7 protein-coding genes and 1 riboswitch are annotated in these 19,548 nt (G+C 44.1%); all 7 genes read right to left on the bottom strand.

The window, feature by feature from the left end:
- Positions 1 to 2: 2 nt before the first annotated feature.
- The 7 genes from V6Z54_RS05440 to V6Z54_RS05470 all read right to left on the bottom strand — a co-directional run bounded on the left by V6Z54_RS05440 (position 3) and on the right by V6Z54_RS05470 (position 19,209).
- Entirely contained in the window at positions 3 to 10,709 is a 10,707-nt protein-coding gene (locus tag V6Z54_RS05440) for an amino acid adenylation domain-containing protein (protein ID WP_338527793.1), read from the bottom strand.
- A 144-nt stretch (positions 10,710 to 10,853) separates the two neighbouring features.
- Positions 10,854 to 10,947: riboswitch (cyclic di-GMP riboswitch) on the bottom strand.
- Between the two features lie 367 nt (positions 10,948 to 11,314).
- Positions 11,315 to 12,118 (bottom strand): ABC transporter permease, encoded by an 804-nt coding sequence (locus V6Z54_RS05445; RefSeq protein WP_041089016.1) that lies wholly within the window; start codon positions 12,116 to 12,118, stop codon positions 11,315 to 11,317.
- Positions 12,111 to 12,980 (bottom strand): ABC transporter permease, encoded by an 870-nt coding sequence (locus V6Z54_RS05450; protein WP_041089014.1) that lies wholly within the window; start codon positions 12,978 to 12,980, stop codon positions 12,111 to 12,113. Before V6Z54_RS05450 ends, V6Z54_RS05445 begins: the two co-directional genes overlap by 8 nt.
- A complete protein-coding gene (locus V6Z54_RS05455; RefSeq protein ID WP_073979739.1) occupies positions 12,980 to 14,071 on the bottom strand; it encodes an ABC transporter ATP-binding protein in 1,092 nt (363 codons plus the stop codon). The genes V6Z54_RS05450 and V6Z54_RS05455 overlap by 1 nt, the downstream gene beginning before the upstream one ends.
- Before the next feature lie 8 nt (positions 14,072 to 14,079).
- On the bottom strand, positions 14,080 to 15,165 hold the full coding sequence (locus V6Z54_RS05460; RefSeq protein ID WP_041089010.1) for an ABC transporter substrate-binding protein: 1,086 nt from the start codon (positions 15,163 to 15,165) through the stop codon (positions 14,080 to 14,082).
- Positions 15,162 to 17,150 (bottom strand): hydantoinase B/oxoprolinase family protein, encoded by a 1,989-nt coding sequence (locus tag V6Z54_RS05465; protein WP_269103837.1) that lies wholly within the window; start codon positions 17,148 to 17,150, stop codon positions 15,162 to 15,164. Before V6Z54_RS05465 ends, V6Z54_RS05460 begins: the two co-directional genes overlap by 4 nt.
- Positions 17,140 to 19,209 (bottom strand): hydantoinase/oxoprolinase family protein, encoded by a 2,070-nt coding sequence (locus V6Z54_RS05470; RefSeq protein ID WP_269103838.1) that lies wholly within the window; start codon positions 19,207 to 19,209, stop codon positions 17,140 to 17,142. The genes V6Z54_RS05465 and V6Z54_RS05470 overlap by 11 nt, the downstream gene beginning before the upstream one ends.
- Between the last annotated feature and the right edge of the window lie 339 nt (positions 19,210 to 19,548).

The following is a 19,548-nucleotide window of genomic DNA, read 5'->3' on the forward strand; positions in this document are numbered from 1 at the left end:
GCTTAAAATAGATCCATTAGCTTTTCAAGTTCATCCATGGTAAGATCCTCATCCCCCACATCACTAGGTGTGATTTGACTCTCATCCTGTGATAGACAATGTGAGATCAGTGTCTTCACATTCTTTTCTAAGAGCTCCTTGAACTGTTCCATCGTACGTTCTTCCAATTCAAGGTGATGATAGGAAATCGTCACATGGAGCATTGCTTGTTCTACGAAACCAACAATATCTAGCGCATGAGGTTTCTCGGATTCAGGGCTCAGCGATTGTCCTGCATGCCATGCAGAGCGTCTCATTTCACCGCCGCCGATCTGTTCATCAAACTGGCCAAGATAGTTAAAGCTGATATCTGGTGTGACTTGAAAATCAATATCGTCCTTCATCTTGTCAGGCGTTAAGTATTTTAAAACGCCATAGCCGATCCCCTTGTTCGGAATGTGTCTGAGTTCCTCTTTTAAATGCTTGATTTGATAAGAAAGATCGTCTGCATGCGACATATCCAGTAACACAGGATACATGCTAGTAAACCAGCCGATGGTCCGTGATACATTAACCTCAGGGAGGATGTCCTCTCTCCCGTGCCCTTCAAGATGAATAAAGTGCCTGTCTTCACCTGTCCACTCTTTCATGGACAATCCTAATGCAGTCAGCAAAATATCATTGATTTCTGTTTGGTAGGCTTCATGTACATCCGTCAGCAGCCTGTGCGTTTCCTCTTCAGACAATGTAAAACGAATGGTTTCTGTATGAAGCATTCGTTGATCCTCCGTGACATGATCCTTTTGAAGCGGAGGAACGGAATGCGCAAGTACCTTTTTCCAATACTCTCTTTCCGATAGCAGCTCATCTGACACAGCGTATTCAGTCAGCTTCTGGGCATATTCTTGGAAGGAGTGTGTTTTTTCAGGGAGGGTAAGAGTTTCCCCGCGCTTCGACTGTTCATAAAGAGCCATGAAATCTTCAAGGAAAATGCGCCATGACACCCCATCAATGACAAGATGGTGTATAGCAAGCAATAAATGATCCCCTTGATCCGTTCGGAAAATAGCAGATCTCACTAATGGCCCGTCTGCTAGCGATATACTCGCCTGCACTTCATTTGCCAGCTTTTCTACCTGCCTGATTTGCTGCGACAGCTCTCCTTTTACTTCCACCACGTCAATTGCCATATTGTTTTCCTCGATTCCTCGATGACGCTGGATGACGCGCCCTTCTTCGAGCGGATACACCATTCGCAAGGCATCATGATGAATCATGAGCTGTTCCAGTACTTGCTGAACGACTTCCTCATCCAAACCATTTGGTGCTTGGAGCATAACCGATTGGTTCCAATGATGCTGATTCGTAAAGTTTCGTTCAAAGAACCAGCGTTGAATCGGTGTTAAAATGACTTCTCCTTCGACAGGTGATTGGTCGGCTGTGAGAAGATCGGCTTCCTCGATATATGGGCGGAGCTCCGCAATCGTTGGGTACTGGAATAGAAGTTTCATATCGAGCTTCCAGCCTGCTTGCGTGAGTCTGCTTGCCATTTGGATGCCTTTAATCGAATCTCCTCCAAGGAAGAAGAAGTGATCGTGAATACCGACTTGGCTGACGCCAAGGACATCTTCCCAAATGCCGCAAAGCAGCGTTTCAACTTCATCTCTTGGTGCTTCGTATACCGTTTGGTTCGCTTCGATATCAGGAGCTGGCAATGCTTTCAGATCAACTTTTCCATTTGCCGTCATTGGAAATTGGTCTAGCTTGATGATCCATGATGGCACCATGTATTCAGGCAGCGTTCGTTTTAGGCTTTCTTTCAGGGCTGTTGTTTCTTCAGCCGTGATGACATAAGCGATAAGTGCATCTTGATCACTCGCATCTTTGACTGTTGTCACGACGGCTTCTTTCACCGAATCCAGCGTCAGAAGCTGGGCTTCAATTTCTGACAGCTCAATACGGAAGCCACGAATGTTGACCTGATGGTCTATTCTGCCGAGATAGATCAGCTCGCCATCCTCTGTCCATTTCACTAAATCGCCTGTGCGGTACATGCGCTCGCCTGGATAAAATGGATCTGGGACAAATCGTTTATCTGTTTCCTCTGGAAGATTCCAGTAGCCTCTTGCCAGTCCTTTTCCTGCAATTACGAGCTCGCCCGGTACGCCTGCCGGCGATAGGTCATATAACGAACCCATAATGTAAAAACGAGTATTGGCAATCGCTGTTCCAATCGGAAGCGTGCTTTGTTCTGGGTCGATGACTCCACTTGTCGCTACAACCGTATTTTCTGTTGGACCGTAGTTATTGACGAGTTGATATGGAACTGGCTTCACCTGTTTCAGCTTGTCTCCACCTGTTAGTAAATAACGCAGAGAATGGTTGTCCATTGACATAAACTGCTCACATAGCTGCGTTGGCAGGAAGGCAATGGTGATCCCTTCTTCATTGAAATACGCATTAAGCTTGATCATATCGAGGCGAATTGCTTCGTCAATAATGTGCAGCTCTGCGCCGGCGATCCACGTCGGGAACATCTCCCAAATGGAGGCATCAAAGCCAAAGCCGGCATATTTCGCAGTTCGATCCTTGTTCGTCACTTGGAACGCATCATTGTGCCAGAATGCAAGATTCACAAGGGACTGGTGCTCGACCATGACACCCTTCGGCTGTCCCGTCGTCCCAGACGTGTAAATCATGTAGGCAAGATCCGTTGGTTTGATCTGACTCTGAATCTCGTGAGCTTCTCCCTCTACCGCATCTTCTATGAACAGGACATGACCTGTGAATGAAGGTGGTACAGTGAGTCCTTTCTGCATCAGAAGCACCTCTGCCCCGCAGTCTTCCAGCATGTACGCGATACGCTGCGCTGGATAATCTGCATCAATGGGAACGAATGCCGCACCTGCCTTGAGAACGCCGAGGACAGCGGCTGTCATGTCAAGAGATGGGCGGGTGAGAATGCCGACGCGGTCTCCTGGTTTTGTGCCGCTGGCGATGAGTCTTGAAGCGACTACATTCGCCCGGCTGTTCAACTCTTTATACGTCCAGCTCGTTCCGCAGAAGGTCGCCGCTTTTTGATGCGGTGCTTCTTGTGCCTTCGCCTCAATCAGGGCATGAACGGTTTGATTTGACGGGACGTCTAGGATAGGTCCTGACCATTCGTTCAGCTGTTTTTGCTGCTGCTGCGGTGACAATAATTTCATTTGATCTAACGATTGATCTGGTGCTGACACCATTTGTTCCAGCAAATGAAGGAAATATTCTTTCCATTTTTCAATTGACGTCTTTTGAAAGATAGAACAATTAAAATCAAACACGAGCTCAATTTGATCTGCGGATTCGTTTCCAGTTAAGATCAAATCAAATTTGGCGATATTCTCCTCGAATGGCTGTGGAACAATGTGAAGCCCATCCATTGATAAATCACGAATATCCGCATTTTCCATTGAGAAGACCACATCAAAAATTGGATGACGGCTTGTGTCTCGAACCGTTTGCACCTGATCTACCAATTCTTCAAATGGGTACAGCTGATGCTCGTTTGCCTCTAACACAAGCTGATGGACAATTGACGCAAATTCAGCAGCTGTCTGATGTCCTGCTGGTCTTGTTCTAAGTGCCAGCGTGTTCACAAACATGCCGATCACAGATTGAATATCAGGATGGGTTCTACCCACAACCGGAGAACCAATGATGATATCCTCTTGTCTTGAAAGCTTGCTTAGAAGAATACTGTAGCCAGCAAGCAGGACTGTATAGGTCGTACTGTTCAGCGCTCTAACGAGTTCGTCCAATTTCGCTTTAAGCGAACCTCCAATTGTAAATGAGACACGATCTCCAGCGAATGTTTGAACTTTTGGCCTTGGCAGGTCTTCCGGCAGTGCCAGTACAGGCAGCTCTCCTTGTAATTGATCCAGCCAGAATGCCTCTTCAGCTGCTTTTTGCGCAGCAGATGCCTCACTTTTTGACCAAACTGCATAATCCTTATATTGAACAGGCAATTCCTCTAGTTTGTCTCCTCGATACAGGGCTGAAAGCTCCTCAATTAAAATGCCAACAGACGCCCCATCTGAAATGATATGATGCATATCAATCAGTAAATAATGGACATTTACGGAGACGGAAACTAGACCTATTCTGAGCAAAGGCGCTTTTTCTACATCAAATGGCCTGATAAAGTCATTCATCAATTGCTGTATGTCTCGGCCGTTCTGTTCAATTTTTTCAATGTCTATTGAGACATTTGTTTCAATCCGTTGAACAGGTTCATTCTGAATAAAATCAAAGCTTGTTCGGAAAGCTTCATGACGTTGGACTAGCTGATCAATTGCCTTTTCAAATCGTCTTTCATCAAAGACGCCTTCTAGCTTTAAGGCAGCCGGCATATGGTAGCTTTGCTCCGCATCAGTCATTTTCTCCAAAACAAACAGTCTTTTCTGAGCAGATGTCACTGGATAATAGGCCGCCTCTTTGGCAACTTCCACTCGCTTGATCTCCGTTTGATCCGCTTGATCTACCGCAAGCGCGAACGCTTCTAATGTTGCGGATTCAAATAAAGACTTCAAAGTGAGCTCCACCTGCATCTCTTCATATAGCCTGTTCAGCATTTTCATGCCGCGCAGCGAATGGCCCCCGCATTCAAAGAAATGATCGTGCCTGCCGATTCGCGGCACTTCAAGAACTTCCTCCCAAATGTTCGCCAGAAGACGCTCTGTTTCTGTTTGAGGAGAGGTGTATTCATTTGCCCATTGCTCACTGAGATCAGGTGCCGGCAGCGCCCGCCTATCGACCTTGCCATTATTCGTCAAAGGAAGCTCGTCTAATTGCATGAAAAATGCCGGCATCATATATACAGGCAGTTCACGTCCTGCTTGCTCGCGCAAATCAGTTAATGAGACAGATCCTTCTGCTGTGAAATACGCACATAACGTGTCATTTGGAGCAGCAATCACGACAGCTTCCTTCACCTGAGGATGCCGCAGCAGCTGATGTTCAATTTCCCCAAGCTCGATACGCTGTCCGCGAATCTTCACTTGATGATCGATCCGTCCAATGAATTCGATATCTCCATTTGACAGCCAGCGTGCAAGATCGCCCGTTTTATACATGGTCTCTCCAGGGCGGAAAGGATTTTTGACAAACTTTTCGCTCGTTAGTTCTGGCTTCTTATAATATCCTTTCACCAGTCCATCACCAGCGACACAAAGCTCTCCTGCAACGCCCGGCGGCTGTACATGTCCAAACTCATCTACAATATAAACAGCCGTTTGACTCACTGGCTTTCCGATTGGGATGGATAACGCCTGCTTCTCAATGTGGTTCACAGGATAATATGTGGTGAAAATTGTGCTCTCAGAAGGGCCGTACATATGAACAAGCTTGTCTTTCCCCACTGTCTCAAGTGCAGTCACCACATGAGGCACGGAAGCACGTTCTCCGCCAAACAGCACTTTTCTTACGTTCTTCAGACTGTCTTTTTTCATATCGATGAGTAAGTGAAAAAGAGCTGTCGTGATCATTAAAATACTGACTTTTTCCTTCTCAATCGCTCCAGAAAGCTCATTCATGTTTAAAATATGGTCCTTTGGCAGAACAATGAGTTTTGCTCCGTTCAATAAAGCACCAAACACATCAAACATAAAGGCATCAAATACATAGTTTGAGATGCTCATCACCGTATCTTCATGATGAATGGTGAGATAATTCGATTGCTTCACCGTTCTCAAAATGTTCCGGTGTGTCACCATATTTCCTTTAGGTTTACCGGTTGTACCAGATGTATAGGTCAAATTCGCCAAGTCCTCAGGTAAAATATGAGCATCTATTGGGCTGTCTGACTGCTGAGCAATCGCTTGATTTTCTGTTTCTATGATGATTCCCTCAAATGCAGTGAGCACCGAGCGATGGCGCAGCACTTGATGTGTCAATAAGAATTGTGCACCGCTGTCTGTTAAAAAGTGCTTCACGCGCTCATCAGGGAAATCGGGGTCAATTGGTACATAGACGCCCCCCGCCTTAAGCACAGCTAGAACAGAGAGCACCATTTCATTGGATCGTTCAAAGAATAAGGCTGCTTTCATTCCTTTTTCAAAACCATTTTCACGCAAATAATGTGCCAGCTGATTCACTCGGTCATTCAGCTCTTGATAAGAAAGAACCACATCTTCACATTGCAATGCAGGCTGATGACCATGCTGCTGCACCTGTGCTTCAAACTGCGTCACAATGGTTTCTTCTGCTGGATAAGGCGCAGGTAACGGATTCCACCTATTTAGCTGAGCTTCTGCTTCTTGTTCAGACAATAATCGATAGGATTGGATAGCTTCCTGCGGCGTTTGAACCATCTGTTCCAGCAGATAAACATAATGTTTGAGCATCTGCTCTGCTGTACTTCGTTTAAATAGCGCCGTACTGTAATCGAGTACAAAGGATAAACCTTGATCTGACTCCATCGCTTGCAGTGTTAAATCAAACTTTGCAATATGGAAATTGGTTTCTTCGACTTCGACCAGCATGTCTCCAATATGCTGTGCTGTTGAATGATCCGGTGCGAGTGTAAAGACGGTATCAAACAATGGATGACGGCTAAAATCTCTTGGCACATTCAGCTTTTCAAGCAGCCGCTCAAATGGATATTGCTGATGCTCAAATGCCTGCATCGTCTTTTCCTTTACTTGCTCAATCAACTGAGACATGGTTCCATTCGGATCTACCTCTGACCGCAAAGCAAGTGTCTGGACAAACATACCGATCATGTCATTCAAATCTGTATGCACACGCCCTGCTGCCGGTGTTCCGACCACAAATTCCTTTTGACCCGTATATTTCGCAAGCAATGTGTAGTAAGCAGAAAGCAGCACCGTATACAGTGTCGTGTGATGGTTTGCTGCAAGCTCCTGTAATTGATTCTTTAACGTCTCATCGATTTCTTTGATGACACGATCACCTGCGAAAGACTGGACAGCTGGACGCTGATAATCGGTCAGCAGCTGTAAAGCAGGGATATCCCCCGAAAATTCTTGCAGCCAGAATGCCTCTTCTTTTTGAAAGTCTTGGTGCTGTTGCCAAACAGCATAATCTTGATATTGAAGCTTCAATGGTTCTTTCACCGATCCCTCGTAAGCATCTGACAGCTCACGCAGTATTAAATCGATCGAAAGACCATCTGAAATCAGATGATGCATATCGAAAAAGAGCAAATGCTCCTGATCATGCAATGACTTCAATCCAATTCGAAGAAGTGGCGCACACTCAAGATCAAAAGGTCTGACAAAGTGCTGCATGTTTTCTTCCATCGTACCGCCTGTCAGTTGTTCTATTTCAAAGAAAACGGATGAAGCGATCCGCTGACGAGGGACACCTTTTATCGTATGAAAAGAAGTACGCAGCATATCATGACGTGAGATCAGTCTGTCAAAGGCTTCAGTCAGCTTCTCAAGCTGCAGAGCTCCTTTTAACCTCACAACAGCAGGCATATGATAGGCAGTGCTTTGCTCCAATTGACTCACCATATAGACGCGCTGCTGTGGAGGCGATAACGGATAATGATCTGCAGCCGGCGCTTTTGGTATCTCCGTTTCAGAAGACTTTTCTGCTTGCTCAATATAAGCAGCAAGAGCAGCAATCGTCTGCTGTTCAAATAAAACAGAGAGTGGCACCTCCACTTGAAAGTCTCGCTGAACCTTTGTAAGTACGGTCATCGCTTTGAGCGAATGCCCGCCTCGATCGAAGAAAGAATCATATACACCGATTTGCTCTTGATCAAGAATGTCTTCCCACAAATGAACAAGCTTCGTTTCTATATCGTTTCTAGGTGCCGTATAAACAGCATGAACCGCTCTATCACCTTTTAAGGCAGCAAGTGCACGACGGTCGACTTTGCCGCTGACTGTGAGTGGAAAAGCATCGAGCTCTTTGAAATAAAGAGGCATCATGTAAGCTGGGAGCTGATGTTTGATAGCCGCTTGCAGCATGTCAACAGACACACCATCATGACGAGCTTGATAGTAAGCACTTAACGCCTTTTCCCCATCCGCTTCATCAACTACTAGCACGACAGCCTTATCAACTCCATCTACCTGCTCCATCACCGCTTCAATCTCGCCTGTTTCTATGCGGTAACCCCTTATTTTCACTTGATCGTCCATTCTGCCAAGATAATCAATCGTGCCATCTGGAAGCCATCTGACTAGATCCCCTGTTCGATACATCCGCTCATGCGGAGAAAACGGATCTGCCGTGAATACCTTCTTCGTCAATTCAGGCTGATTCACATAGCCTCGCCCAACACCTATACCGGCAATGCAAAGTTCTCCTGCAGCCCCAGGCACTTGTAATTGATCATGTTCATTTAAAATATAAATACGATGATGACCAAGTGGTTTTCCAATTGATACATAGCGCTGTTCAGTTGATTCGCTCAGCTCACTGAGATTCAGACGATGAACCGCCGCATCCACACACGTCTCAGTTGGACCATACACATTCCATAGAGTAAAATCAGGCTGACTCATACGAACCGCTTCGATAAGTGAACGTGCTGCTTTCGCAGGCAGCGCTTCTCCCCCAATCAGCATGTGCGTCAATGACAGACCGTCCAAATCCGCTGCAAGTAAAAGCTGCACATGCGCCGGAGTTCCATCTGCCGCTTCAATGTGATGTTTTCTGTAATAAGCCGCTAGCTGCATGCCATTTCTCGTCGTTTCTCGCGGGATGATATGAAGCGTATGTCCAAATAAAAGGGCAGCAAAGATTTGTTTCACCGATGCATCGAAATGGAATGGGGCTAGAAGCGCCATTTGAAGCTCATTCGCCCCTTGATACATCTCATGATGCAAAGCATGGACCAAATGATGAAGCTGAAGATGCTCAATCATGACGCCCTTCGGCTTTCCAGTCGTACCCGATGTATAAATCATGTAGGCTAAATCTTCGGGCGCCGTCTGATCGACAAGCTCAGGCAGCCATCCATCATCTAGTAATATTTGCTGCTGAACGATCAATTTTTCCGAGAGGGCTGGGTACTCTTGAATGAACGATTCCTCTGTTAACACAATAGAAGCACCTGAATCCTCCACAATAAATTGAATGCGCTCCTCAGGTAATGCCGGATCAATTGGTACATATGCCCCGCCAGCCTTTAGTATGCCGAAGACTGCTACCATGGCATCTACCTTCCGCTCCATCAAAACAGCAACAGGCACATCACGTGAGATACCTTTCATTTGTAAAAAACATGCCAGCTTTTCTGCCTGTTGTTGCAGCTCTCCATAAGTGATTGTTCCATTTTCTGCTACAACGGCTGTCCGATCTGCATATTTGTTGGCTGTCTCATCAAACATGTGATGGACCGGTTTTGCTGCCGGTTTTTCAAAAGATTCTCCCTCAGATAATTGCAGCAGTTCCTTTTGTTCACCTGCTGAAAGTAAAGGCAGTGTCCCGATCAGTTGATCAGGCTGAGTGACCGCCGCTTCTAGTAAAATCAAGAATCGATCAAACATCTTACTCATTTCTTCTTCTGTGAATACATCTGTACGGTAATCCAAATCAATGGTCAATGTATCAGTATCCCAGCGGTCTTTCACATGTATTGAAATATCATTCATTCCGCTCCCGCTAAAAATCGGTTCAGTAATGAACGACAGGTTCTCTTTTTTCTGCCACTGCATGACCTGATATTCTAAAGAAATATCAAAAAGGCGTCCTGTAAACCCTTCTCTTTCCCGCAAATCATTCATGAGCAGATTGTAAGGGTATTTTTGGTGTCGCAATATCTTCATTTGATCCGCCATGACCTGCTTTACGAAATCAAGAAACGATTGCGACCCTTGAACAGATGCACGCATTGGAATCGTGGATACAAACATCCCAATCATCTTTTTTTCTTTGGCATTCGTCCGGTTGCCCATAAAGGTTCCAAGAACGACATCCTCCATACCGCTAAAACGATGTAAGTAAATATAGACAGTGGACATAAACATCGAAAGCATACTGACTTTCTGTTCTTCACAAAAGACACGAAGCTTTTCTTTTAAAGAATCTGGAACATCTCCTGAAAATCGCTCCGCATGTAAACTCATCTCATATCCCTTATGCGGTTTTAAAGATGCGAAGTCTGGAATATGAGCAAATTGCTCATTCCAAAAAGCCTGGTCTTTTTGAAAACGTTTAGAAGATTCATAGGTCTGCTCACTCATAATGTGATCAACGAAGGAAATCTCCTCAACTGGCGAGATGTCTACTCCTTGTAGCATGTCATGATATAAATCAATAATGCGATTTCCCATTAAAATGATAGAAATCCCATCCGCGACAATATGATGTGCTTTACAGAACAGCCAGCACTCTTGATCACTGATTTGAAATACCGTAAATTCAATCAAGGGGCTGTCAATCAACGGCATCGGCTCACGAATTTGCTCGTTTGCCCAAGCCCTTACTTCCTCTTCACTCCAGCCCTTCTCCATGCGAATCGGCTGTTTTTCATATGATTTGATATATTGAACAGGCTCCTCCTGTTCATCTCGATACACGAGCCTAAGCCTAAGAGAGTCAGTTTGTCGAATATACGCTTGAAGCACATCGACGACCAAAGAAGGATCGAGACCTGAAGCTGATCTCAACCTGGCGAATCCACCCAAATTAGAAATACTTGTACCTGGATAAAATCTTTCCGTGTAGAATACTCGCTTTTGCGCATGTGTTAAGGGGTAATAAACTGTATTCATTCTCATCCTCCGCCTCTTCTATGATTTCTCCACCAATTTCACCCTGCACCCTCTATATCAAAAGAACCAAGTCTATTTCATTAAAATAGACGCTTTACAGAAAAGGAGCCCACCCCGAATAAAACGGAGGGACTCCCATTTTCATTCGGTAGCCTGCCGACCTTAGCAAAAAAAGAAACATTTACCTTAGGACATGGCTTTGCGTCTCTATGTTTCCATAGATTTGCCTTTTTCTTCTTTTCTTTTAGATATTTTCTATTTACGTCCACTTTATATGAAAATATTGTTTTTTTCACCGAAAAATGGGTGTAAAGATTCATGCGTTATACCGAAGGGACGCCATGATAATTGACGATATTTACCGAAAATAACTAATAATAGTTGCGTTCAACCGAAAATAATCGACTAAATACCGCAAAAATTTCATATTTTCCCTTAAATTTTGAAAATATGACCGAAAATGTAGGATAGAGGTCTCCTTTCGTTCCCCGCAAATTCTTAAATCTTAAGAACTACATTCCCTAAAAAAATGAATTTTTTTACTGTAAAAACAACAAAAAAAGAGCTGTCATTTCAAATGACAACTCCTTGTTTCTTCATTATATTTACATCACCTTAGACAGACCAATCGTTTTTTCAATAATGAGCAGCGCAATGATAGAAATGATAATAAATATGACAGATATCGCATTGACACTTGGATCAAAGGTCTGCTCAATGTAATTAAAGGTCCTGACGGGAATTGTGATGGTTTGAGGAGAGGAAACGAACAAACTGATCGATATTTCTCCAAATGACGTCACAGCTGAAAACACCCCGCCTGCAATGATTCCCGGCTTAATCAAAGGCAATGTGACTCGAAAAAACGTGCGAATGGGTCCTGCACCAAGATTCATTGAAGCTAGCTCAAGCCGCGGATCTAAATTCGAAACACTCACGCCTACCGTACGAACCACATAGGGAAAACCAATGATGACATGACCAATGACGAGCGCCCACAAAGACCCTGTAAAGCCCATAGCCGTAAACAAGTAAAGCATCGCAATCCCTAATACCACCTGAGGAATCATGAGAGGTGACAGAATGAAAGCTTGGACAGCCTCCTTTCCCTTAAAGGAAAGCCTTGCTAAAGCATACGAAGCCATTGTCCCTAAAAGAACCGTGAGAGGCGTCACGATGAATAACAGAATCACACTGATCCGAAGCGATTCCATCCATTCTGGATTTGACACGACCTCATGAAACCAACGAACAGAGAACGAAGTCGGTGGAAATTCAGGAAAGGCATTTGGACTAAAAGCAGATAGAACGATCACAAGAACAGGAATGGTTAAAAAAAGATAAACCAATGACCCAGCAGTCCAAATCAGAATAGAAATCAAGCGATCACCTATTGACTTTTTACGCATGCATCCTCGCCTCCCAACGCTTCAATAAATAGCTTAATAGACTGACCACCACAAGCACACAAACCAATAATGTAAAGGACATAGCTGCAGCAAGAGGCAGGTTATACACCTGCATCACCTGCTGATAAATTGACAGCGGCAGCAGCGGCTGCATCCGTCCGCCGACTAACAGCGGAGTGATATAACTTCCTGCTGCCAGTGAGAAGACAATAATCGCGCCAGTCACCATACCTGGAATGGTCAGTGGTAAGGTGACATGAAAAAAGGTTCGAATCCGGCCAGCTCCAAGACTCATAGAAGCCGGTTTTAAGTGACGATCCATATCGGTTAAGCTTGTTGCGATCGGCAGTACTGCAAATGGCAGCATGACCTGGACATAGGCAATAATGACCGCATTCATATTCCACAGCATCGAGAGCGGCTTCTCAATCACATGTAAATCTAGTAACATACCATTGATCAGACCATTTTGCGAAAGAAGAACAATCCATGCAAACGTCCGAATCACAACACTTGTCAAAAGCGGCGACACAAGTAAGATATAGAAAAATGCCCGAAGACGCGGATTAGGTGCCTTAACGAGCACATATGCTGCTGGGTATGCCATCAATAAACAAATCACCGTTGTCTGTAAAGCCACCCACACAGTACTTCCAATCGCCTTTACATAAGCATCTGTCGTGAACACATGAATATATTGAGAAAAGCTATACGTTTGTAATGTATTCATCATCGAATCGACATCGCGAAAACTGAGAACGAGCATCATCACAAGCGGAGCTAGTAAAAATACAACAAGAAACAAACAGGCTGGCAGCAGCATAAACCAATGAAATCGTTGATTCATTTTCTTGATTCGCATCACGTATGCACCTTCGAATCTAAGAAAACAATATCTTCAGGCTGCCAATGGATATGGACGGTTTCTCCAACTTCAGGCAGCTCGGGAAATGCAGCATCAGAAGCATGGACAATGATTTCACCATTATCAAGCCCCACAACCAAACGTAATGAATGTCCAATATAACTCACATCTGACAGCGCGCCTGATACATGGTTTGGCTGAACTTTCTCTTTCTCAGAAGAGATGCTGATTCTTTCAGGACGCAGCATAAGCAGTTGCTTTTCCCTTTTCTCTTGATGTGCCGCAGCCTGCAGCTGAAGATGCTGACCGTTTGAATGGGTTACATGCGGAACCGTAAATGCAGCATCAGCTTCATTGTACACGGCCTCAAAGATATTCACCTGTCCGATAAATTCAGCTACAAATCGATTGTTTGGCTGGCGGTACACCTCTAAAGGCGTCCCAATCTGCTGAATTCTACCCTCTCCTAAAATTCCAACTCGATCAGAAAGGCTTAAGGCCTCCTCTTGATCATGTGTCACAAGAATGGTTGTAATCCCGACATTTCTTTGAATATTTCGCAGCTCTGTCTGCATGTTTTTTCTTAGTTTGGCATCTAGGTTGCTGAGCGGTTCATCAAGAAGGAGAACAGACGGCTGAATCGCCAGCGCTCTTGCTATCGCTACCCGCTGCTGCTGACCACCGCTTAATTGGTGGGGCATCCGTTTCGCAAATGCCTCTAATTGAACAAGAGACAAGCTTTCCATCACTTTCTCTTTGATTTCCGCCTTCTTTTTCTTTTGAACCTTAAGCCCGTACGCCACATTATCAAATACAGTCAGATGCGGAAAGAGTGCATAGCTTTGAAAGACCATACCTGTTTTTCTTTGGTAAGGCGGCAAAGCTGTCACATCCTGATCACCAATATAGACGACGCCTTTTGTTGGTTCTAAAAAACCGCCAATGATGTTTAATAACGTTGATTTCCCGCAGCCGCTAGGACCAAGAAGGGAGAAAAACTCTCCCTCATTCACAGTAAGACTGACATCGTTGAGAGCAATCTGCTCACCGAAGTGCTGACTGATGTGTTCTAAATGAATTCCACTCATGCGATCACCTATTTTCCTCCGCCTAATACTTCGTTCCATCGATTTGTCCAATTGCCAAGCTCAGAGGTTGCTGTTTCATAATCTACCCAAGTCAGCTTGCTGTAATAATTTTCTCCAACTTTCACTTTCCCCTTAATCTTGTCATCGTATTTCACATCAGAATTCGACATGCCATAATAAGATTTTTCCGAGAAAGCCTCCTGAGCTTCTTTTCCACTCAAGTAGTTTAATAGTTTGTATGCCGCTTCTTCGTGCTGACTTCCTTTCGTTAAAGCCCAGCTCGCTACAGCTGCAACAGCGCCTTCTTTCGGATATGAGAAACCAATATCCATTCCTTCTTCTTCAAGTGCAAATACTCGCCCGTCCCAATACGGAACAGCTGCGACATCCCCACGTTCTAACAAGGTTTGAATCGATCCTGGGTTATCCGGAAAAGCAGCGACATGACCTTTTAGTTGCGCGAGACTTTTAAATGCTTTATCAATATCCTTAGGATTTGATTCTGTTCCCCCTTGTGCATGAACAAGTGCAGAGAAAAATTGCAAACCAGCTGAATAAGTCGGAGATGAAATGGCTACCTTCCCTTTCAGCTGACTGCTCCATAGATCAGTCCAGCTGTTTGGTTCCTGCTTGACGAGGTCTTTTCTATAAGCAATTCCAAGCTGCCCCATACTAAAGCCTGCTGCATATTGTTTTCCATTCACAGTCAGCTTCTTTTGGACAGAACGGTAAAGCTTTTTGACATTCGGCGCTTGATCTTCATCGATTGGCGCAAGAACGTTTGCTGCAATTCCTCTTTGAATCGTATCAGGCTGCAAGATAAGTAAGTCATATGGTGGATTTTTCCCATTTGACGCTTTTAATTTTGTAAACCATTCAGAATCCGCTCCAGAGACGGTCTGCACTTTAATTCCGGTATCTTTTTCAAACTTTTCAAGGATTGGTTTGATATTCTTTTCCCAATCGCCTCCATATACGCCAACAATCACAGTCTGCTGCTGTTTGCCTTGATCCTTTCCATTTCCACCACAAGCGGTCAGCAGTACAACGATGGATAGGATGCCTGCAAAAATAGCGGTTAATTTTCTTTTCATGATCCATTTCCCCCTTTTTGTCCATTCATTTGACGAAGAGCTAGAGTAATATCTTCCTTTGTTAACGGCTCGTTTCTATGACTGAAATGTTGATGAACTGCATGTTTATAGTGCGTACGTTCATTAGCCGGATAGGAACGCAGCTGAACGGCTAGCTCACTGCTGGCTTCGTCCGTCCATACTTTCTCATAAGCTGCTCTTTGCTCTCCGAAATCCCACACATCAGTAGATGCAGGATCATCAGCCTTTTCACGCACCCTGCTCGTCTGCTCCTCATCAATCTTCCATTCATTTTCGTCTAAATACACTTGAACACCATATTGCTGCAGCGCTCTTTCTTCACTTAATAGACCTGCTTCCACTTCCTGAAGGACTTTTTCTTTCTTTCTGGCAAATGGATCCCCCCAGCCGCCTCCACTTGGTGAAATCAATTGAACGATATCGCCTTTTTCAAGTCGCAGAACATCTATTTTGGGCTGGTCTTGTTTCTCACCATTAGCTGTGATCAGCTTGACCTCACCAACCGCTCCTGCTCGGCCGCCCATTAAACCCCAAGGCTGAAACTTCATCCGTTCCATTCCTCGTGCTGTCACCATCGATTCAGGCTTCATCATTTCAAATTCCAAACCAATCGCATGTCCGCCTCGATTTTCACCAGCTCCACCTGTATTCGGCAGAAGCTCATATCGGTGAACATGAATATCAATATGCTGTTCCAAACTCTCAATTGGGGTATTCTTCAAAAAGCCTGACGAATGATCAATACCGTCCACTCCATCAGTACCATTTTGAGCACCGCCGCCTCCGCCTAATGGTTCGACAACGGACATTTTCCTGCCACCCGTTTGATCATCAGGTACAGAGAGAACCACAATGGCAGATTGACCTGCACCTGCTGCCGGTACTGCTTCAGGCAGCAGCTTACCAATCGCACCTAGCACGACATTGTACAGCCTCATCGTAATCGAATGACGAATCCCGACAGAGGCTGGATATTCTGGATGCACCAGCGTTCCTTTAGGAGAGATCACATCGATTGGATACGTTATTCCACCATTAATCGGTATAAAAGGATCCTTACTAATGATGTAATTAATCAACCCTTGATAAAGAAAGGAATGCTTCTGACCATTGGTAACAAGGTTAAAGGCTGTTTTTACTTGCGGGTCACACTCAGAAAAATCGAGCGTCAGCCGTTTGCCTTTGATCGTTAGCTTGATTTTCAACCGAATAGGGACGTCTGAAATCATATCATCATCTAAATAATCAGCAAATTCACTCGTTCCATCCGGTATAGCTTCAATGACCTTTCCAGCACGATCCTCGGCTTGCTTCAGCAAGTCTATCATTCCTTGTTTCACTTCGTTTTTTCCAAATTTCTCAATCATTTCTTTTAACCGAATATCTGCTGTATTCACTGCAGCAATCATCGCATTGATATCACCATCGTTTAGATGACTAGCGCGGCTGTTAGCTCTCAAAAAAGTACGTACGACCTGATTCTCTTTCCCGCCCTCATAAATTTTTACTGGCGGAATTCTTAATCCTTCTTGATGAACATCCGTTGCTGTCGGTGAAATACTCGAAGGCACAAGGCCACCCACATCACTGACATGAACAAAAGACCAAGCATAGCTTACGATTTCACCATCTACAAAAATCGGCTTAATGATATGGACATCTGGCAGGTGAGTCGCCAAACCATCTGTCGTATAAGGATCATTAGTGATGATAATGTCTCCCTGCTGCATCGGCCCAATTTCTTCAATCGCTTTTTTTAGACTCAGCCCTAAAAAGATCGTCACACCCACTGTCTTCGGATAAACAAAGAAATCTCCAGAAGGCGTGGCTAATGCTGTCGCAAAGTCAGCAGATTCTTTGACGAAGGTCGTAAATGACGTCCGTTCAATGACATGCCCCATACCTGATGCAATCGCATTAAAATAACTGCGCATCATCTCAAGCTTTGCTGGGTCAGTTCTCATGTAAAGCCGCCTCCTTTGAAATCACTAAGTTACCTGATGGATCAATGCTGCCTGTCCAGTTTGGCAAAATCAATGTTGTTGTATCATCCTGCTCAATAACGGCAGGCCCATTGATAATAGAGCCTACTGACAGCGTATCCCGATTATAAACCGATGCTTTGTATTCTTTTTCTTCTATAAAAATTCGTCTATATTCATTTGGTTTCAAAGACTGTCCGCTGCTTTCATGAACAGGTGAAAAAGGCAGCGTAGGCGTCTCGCCTATGACTCGAACGCGTAAATGAGTAAACTCGATTCTTGCCTGATCATCCCTATGACCATATTGACGCTGATGCAATTTGTGAAAGGCTTCAATGAGTTGGTGGATGTCTTGTTCTTGCTTTAGCCAATTAATCGATAATGGCAATTCAATCTCAAATGCCTGCCCTTGATAACGTGCATCTGCTAATAAGAGAATGGATGTCTGATTGATATGCTGAATGTTCTGCTGGCTGACCCAATCAGTCGCTTTTCGTGACAGCTTCTCATAATCTTGTTTTAGTTGGTTGATCGAATAGTCTTGTAAACATATTTTCTTCGACAGCACCGCATCATGGATAAAATCAGCTGTTAAAGCACCTAACGCACATAATGTTCCAGGACTTGGAGGAACAACTACATTTTTCGCATGAATTTCTCTCGCAAGGAAATTCGCCACAACCGGCCCTGCTCCGCCAAATGCCAACAAACTAAAATCTCTAGGGTCAAATCCTTGCTGCTCCATCACATTGCTTAATTCTGTGTACATATTGGCTACGGCTACTTGAATGAGCTGATCAGCCGCCTCTTCAACCGTTTTGTTGAGCTGATCAGCAATTGGCTGAAAGGCCTTTTTCGCCGCAGACAGTTGTAATTGTAAATGTCCTCCGGCAAAACGTTCTTGATTGAGATAACCGCATATGAGAAACGCATCAGTTAAAGCTGCTTTTTCTCCCTTTCCATACGAAGCTGGTCCCGGGTTTGACCCAACTGATTCTGGTCCTGCTTTTAGAAGTCCGCCTTGATCAATCCATGCTACCGAACCTCCTCCTGCTCCTATTGAATACATCGCAACAGATGGAAGAATAATTGGGAAACCTGAAAGCTGATTCGATTGAGCCATTGTAGGCTGTCCATTTTGAATAATCGATATATCTGCACTCGTCCCCCCGACATCAAAAGTGATCAGGTTAGGTTCACTCGCTGATGCTGCAATTCTTGCCGCACCGATGACACCAGCTGCCGGACCAGAAAAGAGAGTCTTAACAGGCGAGGTTGCCGCACTTTCTGCATCCATTAAACCACCATTTGATTGTGTAATGTATGGAGAAATTGGTACGCCTTCTTCCTTTAAACGGCTTTTCAATGTTTGCAAATACTGTTTCACCTTAGGTTGAATGTACAAATTAACAACAGACATCACTGTACGCTCGTATTCCCTCATTTGAGGCCATAATTCAGATGAGGGAAGGACTTCTAACTGTGGATAATGATGATTGATATAAGCTTTTGCCTGTAATTCATGAACTGGGTTTTGATAGCTATGTAAAAAAGAAATGACGATACCTGCTAGCTTTTTAGATATAACATGCTGGACTGCATCATCTAATTGCTGCAGATGGAGAGGTTTTTTGATCGTACCATCGTGTATCAACCTTTCAGAGATTGGATAAACATGCTTCCGTGGTATCAATGGTTCTGGCAAACGAGAATTGAAGTCATAAGGAATGGGTAGTCGTAAACGTTGAAGTGACAATATATCTTGAAATCCTTCTGTCACAAAAAGGGCTAAATCTGCTCCTTTTCGCTGCAATAATGTATTAAGACCGATTGTCATTCCGTGAACGAGGTATTGGATGTTGGATAAATCAACACCTCTTTTTTTTAGAAGATTTAACCCATTGATAATTCCTTGAGCAGGGTCATCAGTCACTGTGGGTGTCTTGAGTTCAGTCAGCTCCCCTGTTGCTTCATTTATCAGCGATAAATCAGTAAATGTTCCGCCTATGTCTATTCCGAGCCGGTATGAGACATCCGCCATTTGTACTCCCCTCCTACAATGTAATTAGAATCATATTTTGATAAATTACGACATTTTTTGATATTTGACTCCATATTATTAAAGCATATCGGTCTAGTCAATTTTATTTTTTTGAAATTTCTGTGTGTTAAATTCTTGAAATTAGCCAAAAAAGCACTGATAAAGCCATTTTGAATGAGCATATTCGTTTTCTGACTCACAAAATTAAAATTTTATGATTTTCTACAAAAGTGAAAAGCAAGAAATTAAGTAAAATCCGTTTTTTGAATTTTAAAAGACGTTTTTTCAAAACCAGGAGAAATTGGTAAGTAATTCTGCTATACTTCTGTTTACAAAATA

Source organism: Bacillus sp. MAG717A (assembly GCF_036884855.1).
Classification (GTDB): Bacteria; Bacillota; Bacilli; order Bacillales; family Bacillaceae; genus Bacillus; species Bacillus safensis.

Bases quoted from the DNA above. Each gene is read 5' to 3' on its own strand.
- V6Z54_RS05445 (WP_041089016.1), bottom strand. From the start codon at position 12,118: ATGCGTAAAAAGTCAATAGGTGATCGCTTGATTTCTATTCTGATTTGG.
- V6Z54_RS05440 (WP_338527793.1), bottom strand. From the start codon at position 10,709: ATGAATACAGTTTATTACCCCTTAACACATGCGCAAAAGCGAGTATTC.
- V6Z54_RS05470 (WP_269103838.1), bottom strand. From the start codon at position 19,209: ATGGCGGATGTCTCATACCGGCTCGGAATAGACATAGGCGGAACATTT.
- V6Z54_RS05455 (WP_073979739.1), bottom strand. From the start codon at position 14,071: ATGAGTGGAATTCATTTAGAACACATCAGTCAGCACTTCGGTGAGCAG.
- V6Z54_RS05465 (WP_269103837.1), bottom strand. From the start codon at position 17,150: ATGAGAACTGACCCAGCAAAGCTTGAGATGATGCGCAGTTATTTTAAT.
- V6Z54_RS05450 (WP_041089014.1), bottom strand. From the start codon at position 12,980: ATGCGAATCAAGAAAATGAATCAACGATTTCATTGGTTTATGCTGCTG.
- V6Z54_RS05460 (WP_041089010.1), bottom strand. From the start codon at position 15,165: ATGAAAAGAAAATTAACCGCTATTTTTGCAGGCATCCTATCCATCGTT.